Origin of the sequence: Oceanobacillus massiliensis str. N'diop, from assembly GCF_000285495.1 — a bacterium.
GTDB classification, from domain to species: domain Bacteria; phylum Bacillota; class Bacilli; order Bacillales; family Amphibacillaceae; genus Oceanobacillus; species Oceanobacillus massiliensis.
Map to the genome: position 1 here is coordinate 190,865 of NZ_HE610976.1, position 19,682 is coordinate 210,546.

Here is a 19,682-nt window from a genome sequence, read left to right on the forward strand (position 1 = left end):
ATTTCATTGTTTAGTTTAGTAATTAAACGGGCTTTCGCTGATTTGCAGGGAAACCATCAATCGGCCTTCCCGGTCATGACCAGCCATCAGCAGTTTGTCTTCCTCATGCATTACCCAGTCGGTTAAACCTTCAGCATATATCCAGCCAATATCCATTTTTAGTCCTGCACGATATGCACTCCCATTTCCAACCAATTTGGCTTGATTGAATTTCACTTTTGCATTTCGGATATAGGCACCTACCGTATAAGCCTTTTCATTTATATGGCTTGCATACGCCCCATTGGTAGTTTCCAAGTGAACATATACATCTTTATTGATAAATCCGTCCAGAATTTCCTGAACCTTGTCCAATTCAATTGGTTTCATGAATTCGTTCCTCCCAGCATACTTCTAATTTAAATGTACCTAACCCACACCGCTACGTCAAAAAATTTGTTCGCAATTAAAGGTTATACCCAAATTGCACTCTTTCAGGCGAATTGAATATCGATACCTTATCAGCTAAAATAGAATTACCATATTAATAGAAGGTGGGTACATACATTGACCGATTTCACTCATTTTAACATGCAAGGCCGGGCCAAGATGGTCGATATCTCAGATAAAAAAGAAACCGCCCGTAAAGCTATCGCACATTCAAGCATCATCATGAATAAAGAAGTATATGAAACAATCGTGCAGCAGAAAAATAAGAAAGGTGATGTTCTGGCTGTCGCACAAGTTGCCGGGATCATGGCAGCAAAACAAACCGCTTCTCTGATTCCTATGTGCCATCCGATACCAATTAGTGGTGTAAATCTATCATTCGGCTGGGAAACACTTGAAAACAGCAGATATGTGTTATCGATTGATGCTGAAGTCAAAACAGTTGGTAGCACCGGGGTGGAAATGGAAGCATTAACCGCAGCTTCCATTACGGCATTGACAATCTATGATATGTGCAAATCCATTGATAAAGCGTTGGTAATCGGTCAAACCTTCCTTAAGGAAAAGAGCGGTGGGAAAAGTGGCGATTTCAAACGGAGTTATTAGAAATCGATTAATTGAAGCTAAAAATCCATGAACTTCCCTTATCTATTTCCTCTTAATTGATTAATGAGCAGCAGCAGTATAAAGGAAAATCCTATGCTGATCAGCACATAAAGCCAGGCAATTTCTGTCCTTCCTGATTCAATAGCAAGATATATTGCCGTTGGAACCGTTTGTGTCTTTCCTGGGATATTCCCTGCAAACATAAGCGTTGCACCGAACTCGCCAAATGCCCTTGTAAAGCTCAATGCAAGCCCAGTCAGAATTGCTCGTCCGGATAAAGGCAGAATAATTCGGGTCAATAATTTCCAATCATTCGCACCGTCCACCTTGGCAGCTCCTAAAATATTTGAATCCACTGACTGAACCCCCGTCTTGATTGACTGGTACATGAGTGGATACGCCACTACAGCTGCTGCTATAACGGCAGCCGTAACAGTGAACAGCAAACTTCTTCCGGTGATGAGCTCCAATAGGTTACCTATAAAGCTATTACTTCCAAAAACGATAATCAGCATAAAACCAATCACAGTTGGCGGCAGCACGAGAGGCATGAAAAAAATCGTTTCGATTACAGCCCTCCCCTTAACATTCTTTACAACCAGCCAATAAACAGCAACAATAGACAGCAACAGGTTAACAACAAGGGAGGAAACTGCTACAATGACCGATAATTGAACAGGGAACCATGACCATTCCATTACTCCATCACCCGTTTATCTGTTTTAAAGCCATAACTCTCAAAAAGCTGCTGACTCGTTTCGTTCCGTGCATAATCATAAAAGAGACTCATTGCCTCTTCCTTTTCCTGACTTTGGTCGTTCTCACTTTGGATTGCCGCTAAATAATAATGAATCGACGGATGGATGGCGGGATCAATTCCTTCCAGGATAGAGGCATTATTTGAGTGGACAAGGTCGCTTGCATATACCATCCCCACTTCAACATCCCCGTTATCGACCAGTGTCAGCACCTGTTGAACATCATTTGTAAATATCAAACGATCCTGCAGTTGCTGCCAGACTCCCATTTTTTGAAGAACCTGTTTCGCATACGTCCCTGCCGGCACAACATCAGGAGTACCAATTGCCAGCTCCAAATCCAGCTTCAAAAAATCTTCAACAGATTGAAGTTCAGACTTCCCCGATTTAATAAACACCAATTCATTTTCAAATATTGCTGTACCCTGTTTAATCAAATCAGTTTCCTCTAAGAGCCTATAATCCTTTTCAGAAGCAGAAAAAAATAAATCAATTGGTGCGCCCTGTTCAATCTGTTTCCTTAAAGTACCTGAACCGCCAAAATTATAGTTAAGTTTGATTGCCGGATATTCTGCTTCAAAGGCCGACTTCAATTCCAATAAGCTTTCTGTCATGCTCGATGCTGCAGAGATGGTAAGCTCGACCATGTCCTGGTCTTCCCTCGTTGAGTTCGTACATCCAGATAATAATACGAGTACCAGAAAGAAACTAATCTTTATCCTAGTCACATTCTTCATCCCTTTGGTCAAGTTAAATCTTTCTTTATTTCCGTTACCATATGCACAAGTTCTGGTAAGATCAGTTTCTCCATTGCTAATGTAACCGCACCAGCAGATCCTGGCAATGCGAAGACAATCCGATTGTTCACTACCCCGCTGGCAGCACGCGACAGCATACTTGCAGTGCCTATATCCTGCTGATAGCTCAGATACCGGAACAACTCCCCAAATCCAGGCAGTTCCTTGTCGAACAGATGCTGAATGGATTCGATCGTTACATCCCGATTGGAAATGCCCGTTCCGCCATTGAGGATCACTGCTTCAATTTCTTTGCTATGAACTGCTTCCGCAACTGTCTGCTCGATCAACTCTGTTTCATCCGGGATTATCTTATATAAATTTACCTGATGATTGGAAGCATGCAGCTGTTCCACGATCAGTTTACCGCTCTTATCTGTATCTTTATCCCTTGTATCGCTAACCGTTATAACGGCACAAGCTACCCTTTTTAGATAATTGGAAGGTTGTGTATGCATGTTTAAGAATCTCCCCTCCTATTCAGTTTGACTGTTATCCCCCACTTACCGGCGGAATGAATGCGACCGTATCACCTGCCTGAACACTATCATCATTCACGGCATATTCTTCATTGATTGCCGTCATTGCATGTTCGAGGACAAGGCTATATCGCTGCTGAAGAAAATGCTTTAGATCTGCAACCGTAATTGTTTCTATTTTATCTGCTTTCATATTATCTGCTTTTAACCTTTCTATTTCGACCTCCAGTTTATCCCGGCCTGCCTGTTCTTGTAATTGGGCAAAAAGCAGAATTGTAATCATCTTAATCCTCCTTTGTCACTGACGCCCCGTCCGGAAACGAGACATTTTCCAACTGATCGCCAATCCACATTTCACCATTTTCCCAGTGTTCTTTTTTCCAAATAGGCACCATTTGCTTTATTCGTTCAATTGCATATTCATTTGCCTGATAGGCAGCCTTACGATGGGGGGAAGAAACTGCGATGACCACCGCAATGTCGGATATATCCAGGCGTCCGATACGATGGGAAATGGCAACTCTTGTGTCTGGCCATTTATGCTGGATTTCTTCGCCGATTTGTGTAAACATTTTAAGCGCCATCGGAACATATGCCTGATATTCCAAATAGATGGTGCGTCTTCCCTTTGTCCATTCCCTGACTGTACCGATAAAGGTTGTGATTGCCCCAGCTTCATTACGCATTACTTTTTGTACCAGCTTTTCTACCTCAATCGGTTCTTTTCCGATTTCAAATAAACGTTCATCCATTGGGAATAGTCCTTGTTTCGTTGACTTCACTATTAAAAGGCATGCCTTGCTGATCCTCCAGTATCATGACAGAAACCCTTTCTCCCGCATGATATCCAACTGTTCCACCAGGGAGAACAATCAGACCTGCTGCACCAGCGAGTGATGTGACCGCATGCGATTTGTCCAATCCAACCGGGTCGGCAAGAAGTTTTCCCTCTTTCACGATTAAGGAGGATCTTATAAACCTGTCAAACGGATTCGCTGTTGGATAACCCGTTCCAAGTTCTGCAGTTTCTATCCGTAATAAAGGGCATGCAGCATGCTGGAATGTCCGAATAACAGGACGTGAATACAATTCAAAACCTACGTAGCATGCAGATGGATTTCCCGACAAGCCAAATAAAAGTTTCCCGTCCTTTTCTGCTATGGTTGTGACACTGCCCGGCCGCATGGCGATTTTATTGAATAATACATGTGCACCCAACTTTTCATAGATTACCGGTAGCAGATCATAGTCACCAACAGATACTCCACCTGTAGTAATTAACATATCCACTCCTTCGAGCGCTTCTTTGACCTGACTGTAACAAGTTTCAATGTCATCACTGAACTGGCCGAAATAAATCGGTTCACCGCCTGCTCTAACAATTTGTGAAACGATCATATAGGCATTGCTGTTTCTGATTTTCCCTGGCTGCAGTGGCTGATCAAGTTCGAGCAGCTCACTTCCTGTGGCAATAATACCAACTTTGGGCTTTTTACCGACAGGGACATATTTATATCCAAATGTTGCGAGCAGTGCGACTGTCCCAGGATTGATAAACGTGCCCTTATCAAGTAAAACCTCCCCTTTTTGGATATCTTCTCCGGTAAATGAAATATTTTGACCCGCAGCACTATTTCGATCCAGTTGAATGTAGTTTTTCCCATCGATTTGCTGCTCATATACATGTTCAAACATGACCACCGCATCACAATCAAAAGGAATCTCCGCCCCCGTCATGATCCGGATTGCCTGATTTTCGTCTACTGATTCTCTGAATACACTTCCGGCGCCAATCTCACCGATAATCTCCAGCAATATGGGGTTTGTACGTGAGCATGATACAGTGTCCTTTGACCGGATAGCAAAACCGTCATATAGCGACCTGTCAAAATAGGGAACGGGATGATCGGCAATGATAGATTCACTGAGAAATCGGCCATAGCTTTGCTCGATGGAAATATGCTCAGTTTGGCCTTGGTGAGCGAACTCCATCACCTTTTCTATTGCTTCATTGACTTTTATAGGAAATCTTTGCTCAACCATTTTCCACACCTCTATCCTACTAATTGATAATAAATACGCTTTGCCTTTTCAATTGAATTGGTTCCATGGATCAGTGTCCTGCCGTCTGAAAAAAATACAATTCGGTAGGATTCATATTCGATCGATAACAAAAATTCATTTGTAACCATTGGTTTTAGATGGATTAATTTTTTCGATAGATCGTCTAAGGAAACTCCCCGGGCCGATCTGATCTGTACCGTATTCCGGCCACATAATATTTCCGTCTTCGTTCGTGAATCGCTGTTTAAAAATGGGTAACTTGGATCAATGCCGCATGTTGGACAGTCTCTTTTCCTTGCCCGTTCAACATCAATCATTTGATATTGATTATTCCATAAATCAAACATTACCAGCTTGGTTCGCATTGCCTTCCGATCCCCTACCAATATTTTCATCGCTTCTGTTGTCTGATGAGCCGCAGCCATCTGTACTGCCGGGGAAATGATTCCGGCAGCATCACACGTAGCGCCGGAGAATGTCAATGGTCCAAGCAGGCACTGCAGGCAAGGGGTTTCGTTCGGCATTATCGTATAACTCATGCCAGTACTACCAGCACATGAGCCAAAAATCCAGGCTATTTGTTGTTGATGGAGAAGGTCATTCAGCATAAACCGTGTGTCGAAATTATCAGTGGAATCGATGACCAGGTCGATATCCTTTAAGAAAGGGAGGAGGGTTATTGCTGTTGCGTCTATAACATGTGCTGCAATTACCGTATTTGAGTTGATCTTCTGTAATCTTGATTGAGCCGCTATTGCCTTTGGAGTCTGTTTCTCTGCATCTTCTTCTGAATAGAGCTGCTGTCTCTGCAGATTGCTTTCATCCACATAGTCCCTGTCGATAAGGGTTAGCTTTCCAATGCCGGCACGTGTCAGACTTTCCGCATTCGCAGAACCTAATGCACCACATCCTATAATCAGAACATGCTGCTCCATAAGCCTCTTTTGACCTTTTTCACCAATTGGCTTAAACCGCATCTGCCGGGAATAGCGTTCCTGCATGACATTATCTCCTTCCTATTGTATATCTTCCTTTAAGCTGTACACATGCGACTGAACTTAGCCGCCGATATAGGACATTTCTATCTTTTTCTTTTTTGCGGCAGACGCTTCGGTTCGTTCATCCGAATAACGGTCCGTTCTGTTATTCCATCTTGCTTCAATGCTTGATTTCAACGCTTCTTCACTTATGTCTGACCGCAAAAGCTGCCTGAGATCAAATCCCTCTGAAGCAAACAGGCACGTGTAGAGCTTTCCATCTGCAGCAATTCGGGCACGTGTACAGGATGCGCAAAAAGACTCCGACACGGACGTAATAAAACCAATCTCCGCATTTTCATCAGCATAACGGTAACGCCTGGCCACTTCACCTCTATAGGAAGGATCGATCGGCTCCAGCCTATAATGCTGATTGAGCAGCTGGAGAATTTCACCCTTTGTAATGACCTTTTGGTAATTCCATCCATTTGTCTGTCCAACATCCATAAACTCGATAAATCGCAGGGGAATCTCTTTTTCCTTAAAGTAAGCGGCCATTGGAATGATCTCTTGTACATTCATTCCTTTTTTTACTACCATGTTGACCTTCACTCCCAATCCCGCTTCCTTTGCCTTGTCTATGCTATTTAGGATTCTTGCGGGTCCAGTGTTGCTGTCATTGATTGTTTTGAATACGGTATCGTCCAAGGCATCCAGACTGACATTAACCCGCTTCAGTCCAGCATCCTTCAGCTTCTTTGCCATATTCCCAAGCATCATTCCATTGGTCGTCAATGCAATATCCTCCAAGCCATCGATGGCAGTCAGTTTCTCAATTAAAGTGGATATATCACGGCGTAAGAGAGGCTCCCCGCCGGTCAGCCTAATCTTCTTAACCCCTAATCCGACAAATATGACTGCCAGCCTTTCGATTTCCTCAAAGCTCAGAAGCTGATCTTTTGGCAAGAACGCGAAATCCCTGCCGAATATTTCCCTTGGCATACAATAGGTACATCTGAAGTTACAGCGATCGATGACCGAAATTCGAAGATCACGCAGAGGTCTTCCCAATTTATCCGTTATGTATGACAAGCAATCCACTCCTTCCCCAACAATAAAACTAAAGTTATTAGAAATATCACTATTATCTCATAACTTAGCGGTGCCTGTCACTACCCGAATTTTGTCGAAAAAAACAGTAGGCTGTATTTGCCTACTGTCTCTATGATTCTTATTTCGTACTGCTGACTTTTTCTTTTTCTGCTACCGATTCTTCCATTCGCTTTCGATCACGTTCCAGAATGGATTTTAAATATTTACCTGTATAGGATATATCGGCATTCTCTGCAATTTTTTCTGGTGTTCCGACGGCAACTATCTGTCCACCACGGTCACCGCCTTCTGGACCAAGATCGATAATGTGGTCTGCAGTTTTGATGACATCGAGATTGTGTTCGATAATCAATACGGAATCACCATTGTCTACAAGACGCTGCAGGACAGCGAGTAATCGCTTGATATCATCGGCATGGAGCCCTGTCGTCGGCTCATCCAGGATATAGAATGATTTTCCGTTGGAGCGTTTGTGAAGCTCACTTGCAAGCTTCACACGCTGCGCCTCACCGCCAGATAATGTTGTGGCAGGCTGTCCGAGCTTCACATAACCAAGTCCTACATCATAGATTGTTTGCAGCTTACGTTTGATTTTTGGAATAGCAGAGAAAAATTCCAGTGCTTCCTCAACTCTCATATCAAGAATATCCGAAATCGTTTTCCCTTTGTATTTTACCTCCAGTGTCTCCCGATTATATCGTTTCCCGTGACATACATCACAGGGAACATATACATCAGGAAGGAAGTGCATTTCAATTTTGATGATACCATCGCCACGGCAGGCTTCACAGCGCCCGCCTTTCACATTAAAGCTGAAACGTCCCTTTTTATAGCCTCTAATCTTTGCCTCATTTGTTTGAGCATAGACATCACGAATATCGTCAAAAACCCCAATATATGTTGCTGGATTAGACCTTGGCGTTCTTCCGATCGGGGACTGGTCAATATCGATGATTTTCTCGATATGCTCGATCCCCTTCACCGCCTTATGCTTACCCGGCTTATATTTACCGCGATACAATGCCTTTGCCAGGGACTGATAGATAACCGAATTTACCAAGGTGCTTTTCCCGGAACCGGAGACACCCGTTACGACCGTCATCAAACCAATTGGAATCTTAGCGGAGATATTCTTCAAATTGTTTTCTGACGCCCCAATGACTTCAATCTTACGCTTATCCGCTTTTCGGCGTTTAGATGGGAGCGGCACAAAATCTTTCCCCGACAAATATCTTCCTGTCAGTGAATTTTGGTTCTTCATCACCTTTTCGGGTGTGTCACTTGCGACGATTGTCCCGCCATGTTCACCTGCACCAGGACCAATATCAATCAGCCAATCGGCGGCAAGCATGGTGTCCTCATCATGTTCCACCACAATCAGTGAATTATCGAGATCCCGCATTTTCTTCAACGTATCAATCAAACGGTCATTATCACGCTGGTGCAGACCTATGGATGGCTCGTCCAATACATAGAGCACCCCGGTTAATGCTGAACCAATTTGTGTGGCAAGTCTGATTCGCTGCGCTTCTCCGCCCGATAATGTACCTGCAGCTCTTGAGAGGGTGAGATAATCCAGTCCAACATTATTTAGGAATTCCAGACGATTATCGATTTCCTTCAAAATCATTTTGGCAATCTGCTTTTCCTTATCGGTCAAATGCAAATGACTGAAGAAGTCAACTGCTTCTACAATTGAAAAATCAGTAACCTTACTGATATGCATACCATTAATCAAAACGGCCAATGCCTCTTCCTTCAATCTGTAGCCCTTACAAGTTGGACAGTTTTTCTGCGCCATGTATTTTTCCAATGTCTCTCGAATAAAGTCCGAGGACGTTTCCTTGTAACGACGGGCTACATTATGGACCACACCCTCAAATAAAATGTCATTACTCCGCGTACTCCCGAAATCATTTACATAATGGAAATGGATTTTTTCCTTGCCGCTGCCATAAAGGAGCTTATCCATTTTATCTTTTGGGAGGTCCTTGACAGGGATATTCATATCAATATCGAAATGTTTACAGACACTTTTCAGAAGCTGCGGATAATATTGGGAGCTAATTGGTTCCCAAGGTGCAATCGCATTTTCCTTCAAGGTTCTTTCCCAATCAGGAATCACAAGATCGACATCCACTTCCAGCTTCGTACCAAGCCCATCACACGTAGGACAGGCACCAAAGGGGCTGTTAAAAGAGAAAAGTCTCGGTTCCAGTTCATCAATTGAAAATCCGCAAATTGGGCAGGCGTGATGCTCACTGAAGGTCAGCTCTTCTTCACCGATGACGTCAACGATTATTTTACCTTCCCCAAGCCGCAGTGCCGTTTCAATGGAATCACTCAGACGGCCGGCTACACCTTCTTTTATTACGACACGATCGACAACAACTTCAATCGAATGCTTTTTATTTTTTTCAAGCTTTATTTCTTCACTGACCTCACGCATTTCCTTATCTACACGGATACGGACAAAGCCTTCCTGTTTAAGCTTTTCGAAAACCTTTGCATGCTCTCCTTTTCTTCCGCTTACGACTGGAGCCATAATTTGCAGTTTAGTCCGTTCTGGATATTCCATGATACGGTCCACCATTTGCTGAACCGTTTGGGAACTGATTTCAATTCCGTGTTTTGGACAAGTCGGGCGGCCAACGCGTGCATAAAGCAAACGAAGGTAATCATAAATTTCAGTTACGGTTCCAACCGTTGACCTTGGATTCTTGCTTGTCGTTTTCTGATCGATTGAAATTGCCGGTGACAGTCCTTCAATCACATCTACATCCGGCTTATCCATCTGGCCGAGAAATTGTCTTGCATAAGAAGACAGCGATTCAACATAGCGACGTTGTCCTTCTGCATAAATCGTATCAAATGCAAGTGAAGATTTCCCGGATCCGGATAATCCGGTAACAACCACCAGCTTATTTTTTGGTATATCGATGTCCACGTTTTTCAAGTTATGGGCACGTGCACCCCTTATTACAATTGATTTAGTAGGCATGAACAGCTCATCCTTCCGCTTTTAATTCAAATATGACATCACGAAGTTCTGCTGCCTTTTCAAAGTCAAGCGATTTTGCAGCTTCCTTCATTTCTTTTTCCATCTTTTGAAGTACTTTCTCTTTGTCCTTTTTCGTCAATTTCGAGAGGCTTCTTGCTTTACCTCCGTCAGATTCCTTATCCTCTGCTGCAACGGTCGCTTTAATTACATCACGTACATCTTTTCGAATTGTTTTCGGTGTGATGCCATGCTTTTCATTAAATTCCATTTGAATGGTCCGTCTTCTTGATGTCTCATCGATTGCCAGCTGCATGGAGTTAGTAATTTTGTCTGCATACATGATGACTTTGCCATTTTGATTACGTGCTGCCCTTCCCATTGTCTGGATGAGAGAACGTTCAGACCTCAAGAATCCCTCTTTATCGGCATCAAGGATTGCAACAAGGGATACCTCTGGAATATCCAGACCTTCACGCAGCAAATTAATCCCAATTAGAACATCATATTTACCAACACGCAAATCGCGGATGACTTCAATACGTTCCAAAGTTTTAATCTCTGAATGCAGGTAGGCAACTTTGATTCCAATTTCTTTCAGGTAATCCGTTAAATCCTCTGACATTTTTTTCGTAAGCGTTGTAACCAGAACACGTTCATTTTTATCTGAACGGATATTGATTTCTTCTATTAAATTATCAATCTGACCATCAATCGGGCGTATCTCAATCTCAGGATCCAGTAATCCTGTTGGCCGAATGATTTGTTCAGTCATTTCCGGATTATGCTCAAGCTCGTATGGGCCAGGAGTAGCAGACACATATACGAGCTGCTTAGTCTTTTGTTCGAATTCCGCAAACTTCAACGGCCGGTTATCCATTGCTGACGGAAGCCTGAATCCATGATCGACCAAGACCTGCTTTCTCGCCTGGTCCCCATTATACATCCCTCTGATTTGTGGAAGGGTAACATGTGACTCGTCAATTACGACAAGGAAATCTTCCGGAAAGAAATCGATTAACGTATATGGAGTCGCCCCAGCTTCCCTTAACGTTAAGTGGCGCGAATAATTCTCAATACCCGAACAGAAACCCATTTCACGCATCATTTCCAAATCGTAATTGGTCCGCTGCTCCAGTCGCTGTGCTTCCAAAAGCTTGTTGCCCTCACGTAGCTCTTTCAATCGCCCTTCCAGTTCTTTTTCGATATTTTTAATCGCTACTTTCATCTTTTCTTCACCTGTAACGAAGTGGGAAGCAGGAAAGATTGCAACATGCTCCCTGTCACCTATAATTTCACCCGTTAAGGCATCCACCTCACGAATCCGGTCAATCTCATCTCCGAAAAACTCTACACGTATACAATGCTCCTCTTTCGAAGCAGGGATAATCTCAACAGAATCCCCCCGTACGCGAAAAGTACCGCGCTGGAAATTTATATCATTTCGGGCATACTGGATATCGACAAGTTCACGCAGCAGCTTATCGCGGTCCTTTTCCATACCCATCCGGAGGGAAAGAACCTGATTGCGATATTCTTCCGGATTACCCAAACCATATATACACGACACACTGGCAACAATCAGGACATCATTTCGTTCGAACAAGGCTGATGTTGCCGAGTGACGCAGCTTATCGATTTCATCATTGATACTCGCATCTTTTTCGATAAATGTATCTGTTGATGGTACATATGCTTCCGGCTGGTAGTAATCATAATAGCTGACAAAGTATTCTACCGCATTGTTCGGGAAAAACTCTTTAAATTCACTATATAATTGACCCGCCAATGTTTTATTATGGGCGATTACCAGCGTTGGCCTGTTGATTTCCGTTATGACATTTGACATCGTAAAAGTCTTTCCAGTCCCGGTGGCGCCAAGCAATGTCTGATGACGCTGACCTTCAAGCACTTTCTCTGTAATCTCTTTTATCGCATTAGGCTGATCCCCTGCAGGCTGATATTTTGAAACCAATTCAAATTTGTCCTTCACAGATACATCCTCCGTTCCTTTCTTAATACCTCTAATTATATATATTAACATAAAAACGAACAAGTATTCGATTTTTTTGCTTCATGATCTTCTATTATAATACCCATATACCACGGCCGGAAATCATTTCGTCTTCCGCTTGCCTAAAATCAGACGAAAAATAGAGAGCTCCATACCGATGCGTTCAATGGGAATAAGGCGTTCTTGATGAACTAAGTCTTGTCGTCTTCCGGCAGTTATTCTGTGGGTTTGGGGGGAATTCCGCGGGTTTGGCATTTATTCCGCGATTTCTGCGGTTATTCCGCGAGTCTGGCGGTTATTCCGCGGGTCTGGCGATTATTCCGCGTTTTCAGCCATTATTCCGCGGGTCTACCAATTATTCCGCGTTTTCTGCAGTTATTCCGCGATTCTACCGATTATTCCGCGGGTCTACCGATTATTCCGCGGTTTCTGCGGTTATTCCGCGGTTCCTGCCATTATTCCGCGGTTCCTGCCATTATTCCGCGGGTTACCAATTATTCCGCGATTTCTGCCATTATTCCGCGGGTCTACCAATTATTCCACGATTTCACCGATTATTCCGCGGTTCTAGCACTTATTCCGCGGGTTTGGCAGTTATTCCGCGGGTTTGGGAGGAATTCCGCGGGTCTAGCGTGTTAATGGTGTTCCTCCTGCTTCCCCTCTTATTCTTCACAATATTTATACCGCCAATTGTGCAAAATCCGTCTCTTAACTCTGACAAAAAAGATTCCAGCTATCATTTTCGATAGCTGGAATCTTTTAACACGTTTAAGGTTTGGTATGTCCCAGCCCTCTATATCACCTTTAGGTTCCAAACTTACGTGCTTTTTTTTGGCGATATGGTGCGGATGGGAAGAGGAAACCAAGCTCATAATGATCCCCTTCATAAAAGGCTCCCTGTACAAAACGCACTTCGTTGTAATCATCAAGTACTTCCAGTTTGAAAAAGGCACCGCTTCCCTGTAATGCTTCATAAAATTGTGACTCACTGGAAACTTTTCTTCCATTGACCTTTGCAATGGTTTCCCCAACGAACACATCCAGTCTTGCTGCTGGTGTTCCCGGGATGACGCCTACAATCTTTAATCCGATTTCCTGCGGGCGGAAGAAAGGCCTTCTCAATCTGTCCCCAACGCGGTACTTGTAATTTAAATATTCCTTTCCGAGTATTGCCAATACGATTGCTGCAATAGATAGGTATGGAATAAAAATACTGCCTGCAGCGATCAGAACGATACCAATTCCCAACAGTACATTAAACTTTGCGATTTTTTTAGTTGCTTGTAGAGTGAAATGTCCTTTTGCCAAATAATCAAAACCAAATAGAAACGGAACTAGCGCCAGGCAATAACTGGTTTCTCCAATTGGAAAATATGGCCACCAGGGGGCAAAAGATGTGATTAGACCATCGGGCATCAGAACAAAAAATGGTACAAGACTCAGTTTCTTAATACGATGCTGACCAACCCATACTCCCCGGTCACTTAAGGCAATAGCAGGAAAAGTCTCATTCCTGTTCACCCTTGCAATCAAAACGGATTCAAAGATGATGAATATCCCAAGCAATAGTGCCAGTGCAGTATAGTTGGACTCCGTAAATAAATTTTCATTGAAGATTGATTGATTGTCCATTACGTATGGCAAGAACAATAACAATAAAAATGTTAAACCGATAGTATAGCTTGGTGAAAGCAGCGAAAATCTTAATGTTATACTCAATACGATTGTTACGGCTGCCAATAGAATAATCGTTTCTGGTGAAAGAACAATTCCAGATATAATCGTTATGATGGAAATCAGCAAACCGGCTATCAATGATACCAGCCATGTGTTTTTCCATTCTGAGAATATATCAAATACCTTTATCCCAAAATCAAGCCGTTCCCGCTTTATCCGGCGGTACCCGGCAAATAGTATTAATAATACGCTCCAGTACAGTAATGGATTTAAAAATAACCTACCGATACCTTTTGAAAATTCAATTAGCCATTCCTCTGCCAAAATATGTCACCCGCTTCTATGTCTAATAACTGTCTATTTACTATATTCGAGAGCTCACTGCTATTTTCCTGCCAAAGTGTATAGAAAACCCCAAATGCAAGCAGAAATATTGATGCCTCCCTACTAGCCTAAAACAAACTAAATGAAAATCCACAGCTTCTCACCGTGGATTCACATCACTTCCTCTATTCTTCAAGTCTATTGCCATTATTGATACAACTCATCAAGGGCAGTTCCCATCTGTTGATCATCTTCATTATCCCGGATTTTTTCGATTACTTGAGTCTCGATCAATCCAGCGGTTTCCTGATCAACTTCTCCGGTAGCATCCAATTCATTGTCAGCCTGAAAATCTTCTACAGCCTTCTCCGTTTCTTTACTGAAATAGCCATCCGTACGGCCAGTATCATAACCTAAGCCCGAGAGCATAATCTGCATGTTGGCAATCCCTTCATCTGTATGGTCATAGACAAAAGGTTCTTCAGCTTCAATCGGATAGGTGTAATAGTAATCGGGTTGTTTAGCCTCCACCGTTGGCTCAACACCCTTTTCATTAATCCATTCACCTTTTGGCGATAACCATTTATATGTTGTCAGTTTAATAGAGCTTCCATCGCCAAGCGGCACCGCCTGTTGTACGGTTCCCTTTCCATAGCTCGTCTCCCCAACCACATCATAGCCAAGCTCCTTCATCGCAACTGCAAGAATTTCTGAAGCAGAAGCACTGCCTTCATTGATTAGCACACTGATTGGATATCCTTTCTTTTCACCCAGCTGCGAATGGTATTCTTCCTTCTCGCCATTTCCGTCTTCAATTTGGATATACGGCATATCTTCTGGTACAAATAATGCCAGCATTTCCTCGACTACATTCAGCAGTCCACCGGGATTCCCTCGAACATCAATAACAAGCCCTTCAATTCCTTCTTTTTCCAGGGCATTTAATTGCTCTTCAAATTCCTTGGCAGTATTCTCGGAGAAATTGGTGACTTCCAGAATACCTGTCTGCTTTCCATCGATTGTTTCTGTGCTGCTGTATACTGTTTCAACAGGTATTTCATCTCGAGTAATGGTAACCTTGAACGGTTCTGTTACACCTGCACGCTGAATTTCCAGGACTACTTCAGAACCCTTTTCACCCCGAATTTTTGCAACTGCTTCATTTAGGTTCAATCCCTCAAGGCTTTCACCATCCACTGTTACTACTTGATCATTGGGACGCAATCCTACCTTTTCGGCAGGTGAATCCTTTATTGGAGCCACAATGGTAACCATCCCATTTGTCATGCTTACCTCAGCGCCAATTCCCTCAAAAGATGACTCAATCTGATTGTTGAACTGATCGACAGTTTCCACATCCATATAAGAAGTATGCGGATCCTCAAGTGTTGCAAGCATCCCTTCAATCGCACCTTCGACTAACTGTTTATCTTCTACATCTTCCAGGTAATTCTGTTTAATTAAGTCATATGCTTGTGTGATTTTATCTAAGTTTGCAGGTAGGTCCGATGTTTCGGTGTTCGACGAGCCTTTCGTGTTCTCGTCTCCAGCATCCGCCAATGACTTCGTGTTAGGTTCATCCGGTTGTGCCAGCTGAACACCGGCATATGCTCCCGCAAAACCGAGTACTAGTGCTGCAACCAGAATTAAAACAATCTGTGACTTCTTTAAATTCATTTTTCCACCTCTGTTTTCTATTGACACTATGTAATAGTATATGGCTCGCCCAATCGTTTTACGAATGGGAAATACCATTATTATCGGCATCCAAAAAGCTAAATAAAGCATACCATTTTATTCTTTTATTGACTAACTTTTTAACCAGCCTATGAAACTGTGATGAAGTCCCCAAATTTTGGAGTTTTATATTAAGCAGTTAATTGGTTGGTATGAATAGAGTATTGACCAGGTTCATGCCTGCCAATTTTTGCTTTATACGCTTGTTCTTTTAACGATTAATATAATCTTCAATTTTTTCTTTTTAATTCCTCTAAGATACATTTTCTTCTCCTAAAATATCTATGTTTAAATAGACCAAAGAAATTTTGCATTGATGAATTTTCTTGCAGTTTCCTTTTGTGAGTTATTACTGAAGAACCTGCTCCATAAATCTTCATGTATCCTGCATAAAATTAACAGAGTCACTTTCCTTTATTCCTCTTAATCCTTCAGCACCAAATTTATCATGAATTTTATCCAATATTAATCTTAACATACGGTTTCACTCCATGTTTTTGAACTGAAATTTATAACCAAGTTTTCCTTCTTAACTTTCTCTTACTGTCGCCAATTTAAACCTTCCACTTTATTTAGATATAAATGAATACAATAAATACCCCAAAAGTAAGATTTGTTACTCTAACTTTTGGGGTATAAAACATAGTCATTAATGCCTTATTGTTACTCGAATTTCCTATCAATACTATTTCAGGAAAGGCATTGGGTCAATTCCCGCACCTTGGTTCCATTGTCCTTCGTGTACTTCAAAATGTAAATGACTTCCAAATGAATGTCCTGTGTTACCCATCGCTCCAATATGTTGACCAGAACTTACAGAATCATTTAGGTTGACCGAACGTGCCGAAAGATGTGCATAAACCGTAGTTTTGTTATATTGCGGATGATAAATATAGATTACATTTCCATAACTGCTTGAATAAGCTGATCTTGTAACAGTTCCGGATGAAGCAGCATTAATCTCAGTACCAGTAGAGTTTGCAATATCTATACCTTTATGGTTTCCAAGACTTCTGATTCCATAATAAGAAGAAATTCTTCCTTGCGTTGGCCAGTCGAAAATTCCTTTGCTGTTTCCTGTAGAAGGAGTTGCAGATGCAGTCCCTGAGCCAGTATTGGAACTTGGAGCAGAAGATGATTTAGCTGCTTTTTTACGAGCTGCTTCTTCTTTTGCCAGTTGTTCCAATTCACCTTTTTGTGATTCATATTGCTGCATTGCAACTTTCACAGCAGCTGCCTGATCACTAAGTACCTTTTGTTCTTCTTCAACACCCATTTTATGTTCTTCCAAGTCACCATGCTCTTCTTCCAATTGAGCGAGCAATGTTTCTCTTTGAGCCATCTGATTATCCAACTGGCCTTTTAAGGCAACAAGATCTTGCTTTTGATTTTCAAGGGATTTCTTTTTATCTTCTACCGCAACTTTTTGTTTTTCCACTTCTACTTTGCTTGTTTCCACTTCTTCTTTGCTTGCCTGAAGCACTTTCTTATCTGCTGCCTGTTCTTCCATGATTGTTTTGTCGGAATCCATTATCGTGTTCACTGCTGTCGTCCTAGTGATGAAATCTCCAAAACTGTTTGAACCGAAGATAACAGCCAGGTATTTCATTTCCCCGCCATTTTGCTGTATGGCACGCAGACGGTCTTTCAGCAATGCATCGCGTTTAGCGATTCTGTCTTCCAATACCGTAATCTCTTCTTTTAATTCTTTGATTCTATCAGTCAATTCATTGATTTTATTGCCTAGTTTCTCTATTTGACTGTTTGTATCGGAAATCTCGTTTTCTTTCGTGCTTATCTTACTTTGTGTATCGGAAAGCTTTTCATCAATTGAATTGATTTCCTGTTCCACTGAACCCTGCTTTTTCTCGTTTTCTCCCAGTTTGCTTTCGGTCTCCTGTTTGGAACCTTCCAACTTACTCTTTTCACTATTTAATTGTGATTCTTCTTTTTCCAGATCATTTATCTTCTTTTCAAGTTCACTAACGGTTTCTGCTGAAACATGGCTTATCTGTGCAGGTAATACTGTTAAAAGTAATGCAGCGGTTAACGTAACTGAAGCTATCTTTTTCACTCGTATTTTCCCCTTTTCCTCTAAAAATTAAAAATGTCTTTTTATCTGCTGTTAAACCTTTAAGAATTTACGGACACTCATAACGCTTCCCCAAATACCAATAAGCGCACCAATCACTAATATCATCAGGGATAGTTGCCATGCAAATGGACTGAATGGCAGTATTTCCACAAAGCTGAATGATATCTGATCACTGAAGTTTGTATAGAGATAGTAGTAGCCACCAAGAATGACGGCAATCGGAATAATGGAGCCAAGAACTCCAAGCAGAAGTCCTTCAATGAAGAAAGGCCATCTAATAAATCCGTTTGTTGCTCCTACCAATTTCTGAATATTGATTTCACTGCTTCGTGCCATAATTGTAATTTTTATTGTATTGGAGATCAGGAAAATTGCTGTGAATACAAGTGCAATGATTAAAACAAGTCCAACGACTCTAGCATAGTTATTGAACTCAAATAGCTGTTCTACGACATCCTGACCAAATTCTACTTTATCGACAGAATCAAATTGTTCAATCTCATCTGCAATTCGTTCTGTATCCTCCGGTTCAGCCGCCGTTACTACGTAAACATGGTTTAATGGATTATCCTGTTCAAATAACTGCCAGGACTCGCCTTCCTCTCCCATGCTCTCAATCAGCTTCTGTAACTCATCATCATTGGATGAAAATGATACAGAGTCAATTCCTTCAACCTGTTCAATTTGATCACCGAGCGCGATGATTTGTTCTTCAGTAGCCGTCAAATCAATCATTGTATTGATTTGCACATCATCTTCTATATTATTTGCTATCTCATTCAGGTTAAGGACAAGCGCTAGGAAAACCCCAACCAGAATCAATGTCGTTGTAACCGCCCCGATCGAAGCGATTGTCATCCAGCCATTTCGGATTATATTTTTTGATCCTTCTCTTAAATGACGCAAAAATGTTCTAAATCTCATAGCCATAATCACCTCTGTGCTCATCTCTAACAATTAAACCGTCTTCGATAGCAATAACGCGCTTTTTAATCGCGTTAACAATTTCTTTACTATGAGTGGCCATAATAATTGTTGTACCGCTTGCGTTGATTTCTTCAAATGTTTTCATGATTCCCCATGATGTTTCGGGATCCAGGTTTCCGGTAGGCTCGTCTGCAATTACAATTTTGGGGTAATTTACGATGGCTCGTGCAATCGAAACACGCTGCTGTTCCCCTCCGGATAGTTCATTTGGAAGAAAACGGGCCTTATTCTTCAAGCCCACTTGTTCAAGTACTTCCATTACACGTTTGCGGATGTTTTTTGGAGATTCCTCTATAACTTCCAAAGCAAATGCGATATTTTCATAGACTGACATTTTTGGCAGCAGCTTAAAGTCCTGATAAACCACGCCAATATTTCTTCTAAGGTAAGGGACTCTACGTTCTTTTATTTTACTGAGATCTGTATCTCCAATAACAATTGTTCCACTTGAAGGTTTTACTTCTCTGAACATCAATTTAATGAATGTTGATTTCCCGGCACCGCTCGGACCAACAATATATACGAATTCACCTTGTTTTATATCGACGTTAACACCGTTAAGTGCCGTAACCCCGTTAGGGTACGTCTTATAAATATCTTTCATTACTATCATATTATTTATCACCT

Annotated in this window: 17 protein-coding genes; 1 reads left to right on the forward strand and 16 read right to left on the reverse strand. The window is 41.9% G+C overall.

Annotated elements, in window-relative coordinates:
* Positions 1–15: 15 nt before the first annotated feature.
* Positions 16–369 (reverse strand): YojF family protein, encoded by a 354-nt coding sequence (locus tag OMHG_RS01205; protein ID WP_010647569.1) that lies wholly within the window; start codon positions 367–369, stop codon positions 16–18.
* Positions 370–546: 177 nt separating this feature from the next.
* On the opposite strand from OMHG_RS01205, the gene moaC reads away from it, so the two are divergent.
* Entirely contained in the window at positions 547–1,035 is a 489-nt protein-coding gene (gene moaC, locus OMHG_RS01210; protein WP_010647570.1) for a cyclic pyranopterin monophosphate synthase MoaC, read from the forward strand.
* Positions 1,036–1,073: 38 nt separating this feature from the next.
* Here the strand turns inward: moaC and modB are convergent, their stop codons facing one another.
* The 15 genes from modB to ftsE form a co-directional block, all read right to left on the reverse strand.
* A complete protein-coding gene (gene modB / locus OMHG_RS01215; protein ID WP_010647572.1) occupies positions 1,074–1,733 on the reverse strand; it encodes a molybdate ABC transporter permease subunit in 660 nt (219 codons plus the stop codon).
* Positions 1,733–2,530: a molybdate ABC transporter substrate-binding protein gene (modA, locus tag OMHG_RS01220; RefSeq protein ID WP_044476723.1), complete on the reverse strand. Its 798-nt coding sequence runs from the start codon at positions 2,528–2,530 to the stop codon at positions 1,733–1,735. The genes modB and modA overlap by 1 nt, the downstream gene beginning before the upstream one ends.
* A gap of 8 nt (positions 2,531–2,538) precedes the next feature.
* The gene (locus OMHG_RS01225; RefSeq protein ID WP_010647576.1) at positions 2,539–3,048 is read right to left on the reverse strand and encodes a MogA/MoaB family molybdenum cofactor biosynthesis protein; all 510 of its coding nucleotides are present in this window, start codon (positions 3,046–3,048) and stop codon (positions 2,539–2,541) included.
* Between the two features lie 34 nt (positions 3,049–3,082).
* Complete coding sequence (locus tag OMHG_RS01230; RefSeq protein ID WP_010647578.1) at positions 3,083–3,352, reverse strand: MoaD/ThiS family protein; 270 nt, start codon at positions 3,350–3,352, stop codon at positions 3,083–3,085.
* Between the two features lies 1 nt (position 3,353).
* A complete protein-coding gene (locus OMHG_RS01235; RefSeq protein ID WP_010647580.1) occupies positions 3,354–3,821 on the reverse strand; it encodes a molybdenum cofactor biosynthesis protein MoaE in 468 nt (155 codons plus the stop codon).
* On the reverse strand, positions 3,814–5,112 hold the full coding sequence (locus OMHG_RS01240; protein WP_010647582.1) for a molybdopterin molybdotransferase MoeA: 1,299 nt from the start codon (positions 5,110–5,112) through the stop codon (positions 3,814–3,816). The genes OMHG_RS01235 and OMHG_RS01240 overlap by 8 nt, the downstream gene beginning before the upstream one ends.
* A gap of 11 nt (positions 5,113–5,123) precedes the next feature.
* The gene (locus OMHG_RS01245) at positions 5,124–6,134 is read right to left on the reverse strand and encodes a ThiF family adenylyltransferase (RefSeq protein WP_010647583.1); all 1,011 of its coding nucleotides are present in this window, start codon (positions 6,132–6,134) and stop codon (positions 5,124–5,126) included.
* A 57-nt stretch (positions 6,135–6,191) separates the two neighbouring features.
* A complete protein-coding gene (gene moaA, locus OMHG_RS01250; protein ID WP_010647585.1) occupies positions 6,192–7,202 on the reverse strand; it encodes a GTP 3',8-cyclase MoaA in 1,011 nt (336 codons plus the stop codon).
* A 139-nt stretch (positions 7,203–7,341) separates the two neighbouring features.
* Positions 7,342–10,224, reverse strand: coding sequence for an excinuclease ABC subunit UvrA (gene uvrA / locus OMHG_RS01255; RefSeq protein WP_010647588.1), 2,883 nt, complete (start codon positions 10,222–10,224; stop codon positions 7,342–7,344).
* 7 nt (positions 10,225–10,231) lie between these two features.
* Positions 10,232–12,214, reverse strand: coding sequence for an excinuclease ABC subunit UvrB (gene uvrB, locus OMHG_RS01260; protein WP_010647590.1), 1,983 nt, complete (start codon positions 12,212–12,214; stop codon positions 10,232–10,234).
* A gap of 825 nt (positions 12,215–13,039) precedes the next feature.
* Positions 13,040–14,236: a PDZ domain-containing protein gene (locus OMHG_RS01265; RefSeq protein ID WP_010647591.1), complete on the reverse strand. Its 1,197-nt coding sequence runs from the start codon at positions 14,234–14,236 to the stop codon at positions 13,040–13,042.
* 207 nt (positions 14,237–14,443) lie between these two features.
* Complete coding sequence (locus OMHG_RS01270; RefSeq protein WP_044476671.1) at positions 14,444–15,913, reverse strand: S41 family peptidase; 1,470 nt, start codon at positions 15,911–15,913, stop codon at positions 14,444–14,446.
* Positions 15,914–16,658: 745 nt separating this feature from the next.
* Entirely contained in the window at positions 16,659–18,047 is a 1,389-nt protein-coding gene (locus OMHG_RS01275; RefSeq protein ID WP_010647594.1) for a murein hydrolase activator EnvC family protein, read from the reverse strand.
* A 51-nt stretch (positions 18,048–18,098) separates the two neighbouring features.
* The gene (gene ftsX, locus OMHG_RS01280; protein ID WP_010647596.1) at positions 18,099–18,992 is read right to left on the reverse strand and encodes a permease-like cell division protein FtsX; all 894 of its coding nucleotides are present in this window, start codon (positions 18,990–18,992) and stop codon (positions 18,099–18,101) included.
* The gene (gene ftsE, locus OMHG_RS01285; protein ID WP_010647598.1) at positions 18,982–19,668 is read right to left on the reverse strand and encodes a cell division ATP-binding protein FtsE; all 687 of its coding nucleotides are present in this window, start codon (positions 19,666–19,668) and stop codon (positions 18,982–18,984) included. Before ftsE ends, ftsX begins: the two co-directional genes overlap by 11 nt.
* Positions 19,669–19,682 lie beyond the last annotated feature (14 nt).

What these genes read in the sequence shown, in the direction of transcription:
- OMHG_RS01225 (WP_010647576.1), bottom strand. Translation starts at nt 3,048, where the DNA reads ATGCATACACAACCTTCCAATTATCTAAAAAGGGTAGCTTGTGCCGTT.
- OMHG_RS01230 (WP_010647578.1), bottom strand. Translation starts at nt 3,352, where the DNA reads ATGATTACAATTCTGCTTTTTGCCCAATTACAAGAACAGGCAGGCCGG.
- OMHG_RS01270 (WP_044476671.1), bottom strand. Translation starts at nt 15,913, where the DNA reads ATGAATTTAAAGAAGTCACAGATTGTTTTAATTCTGGTTGCAGCACTA.
- OMHG_RS01205 (WP_010647569.1), bottom strand. Translation starts at nt 369, where the DNA reads ATGAAACCAATTGAATTGGACAAGGTTCAGGAAATTCTGGACGGATTT.
- OMHG_RS01245 (WP_010647583.1), bottom strand. Translation starts at nt 6,134, where the DNA reads ATGCAGGAACGCTATTCCCGGCAGATGCGGTTTAAGCCAATTGGTGAA.
- ftsX (WP_010647596.1), bottom strand. Translation starts at nt 18,992, where the DNA reads ATGAGATTTAGAACATTTTTGCGTCATTTAAGAGAAGGATCAAAAAAT.
- OMHG_RS01240 (WP_010647582.1), bottom strand. Translation starts at nt 5,112, where the DNA reads ATGGTTGAGCAAAGATTTCCTATAAAAGTCAATGAAGCAATAGAAAAG.
- uvrA (WP_010647588.1), bottom strand. Translation starts at nt 10,224, where the DNA reads ATGCCTACTAAATCAATTGTAATAAGGGGTGCACGTGCCCATAACTTG.
- ftsE (WP_010647598.1), bottom strand. Translation starts at nt 19,668, where the DNA reads ATGATAGTAATGAAAGATATTTATAAGACGTACCCTAACGGGGTTACG.
- OMHG_RS01235 (WP_010647580.1), bottom strand. Translation starts at nt 3,821, where the DNA reads ATGGATGAACGTTTATTTGAAATCGGAAAAGAACCGATTGAGGTAGAA.
- modB (WP_010647572.1), bottom strand. Translation starts at nt 1,733, where the DNA reads ATGGAATGGTCATGGTTCCCTGTTCAATTATCGGTCATTGTAGCAGTT.
- modA (WP_044476723.1), bottom strand. Translation starts at nt 2,530, where the DNA reads ATGAAGAATGTGACTAGGATAAAGATTAGTTTCTTTCTGGTACTCGTA.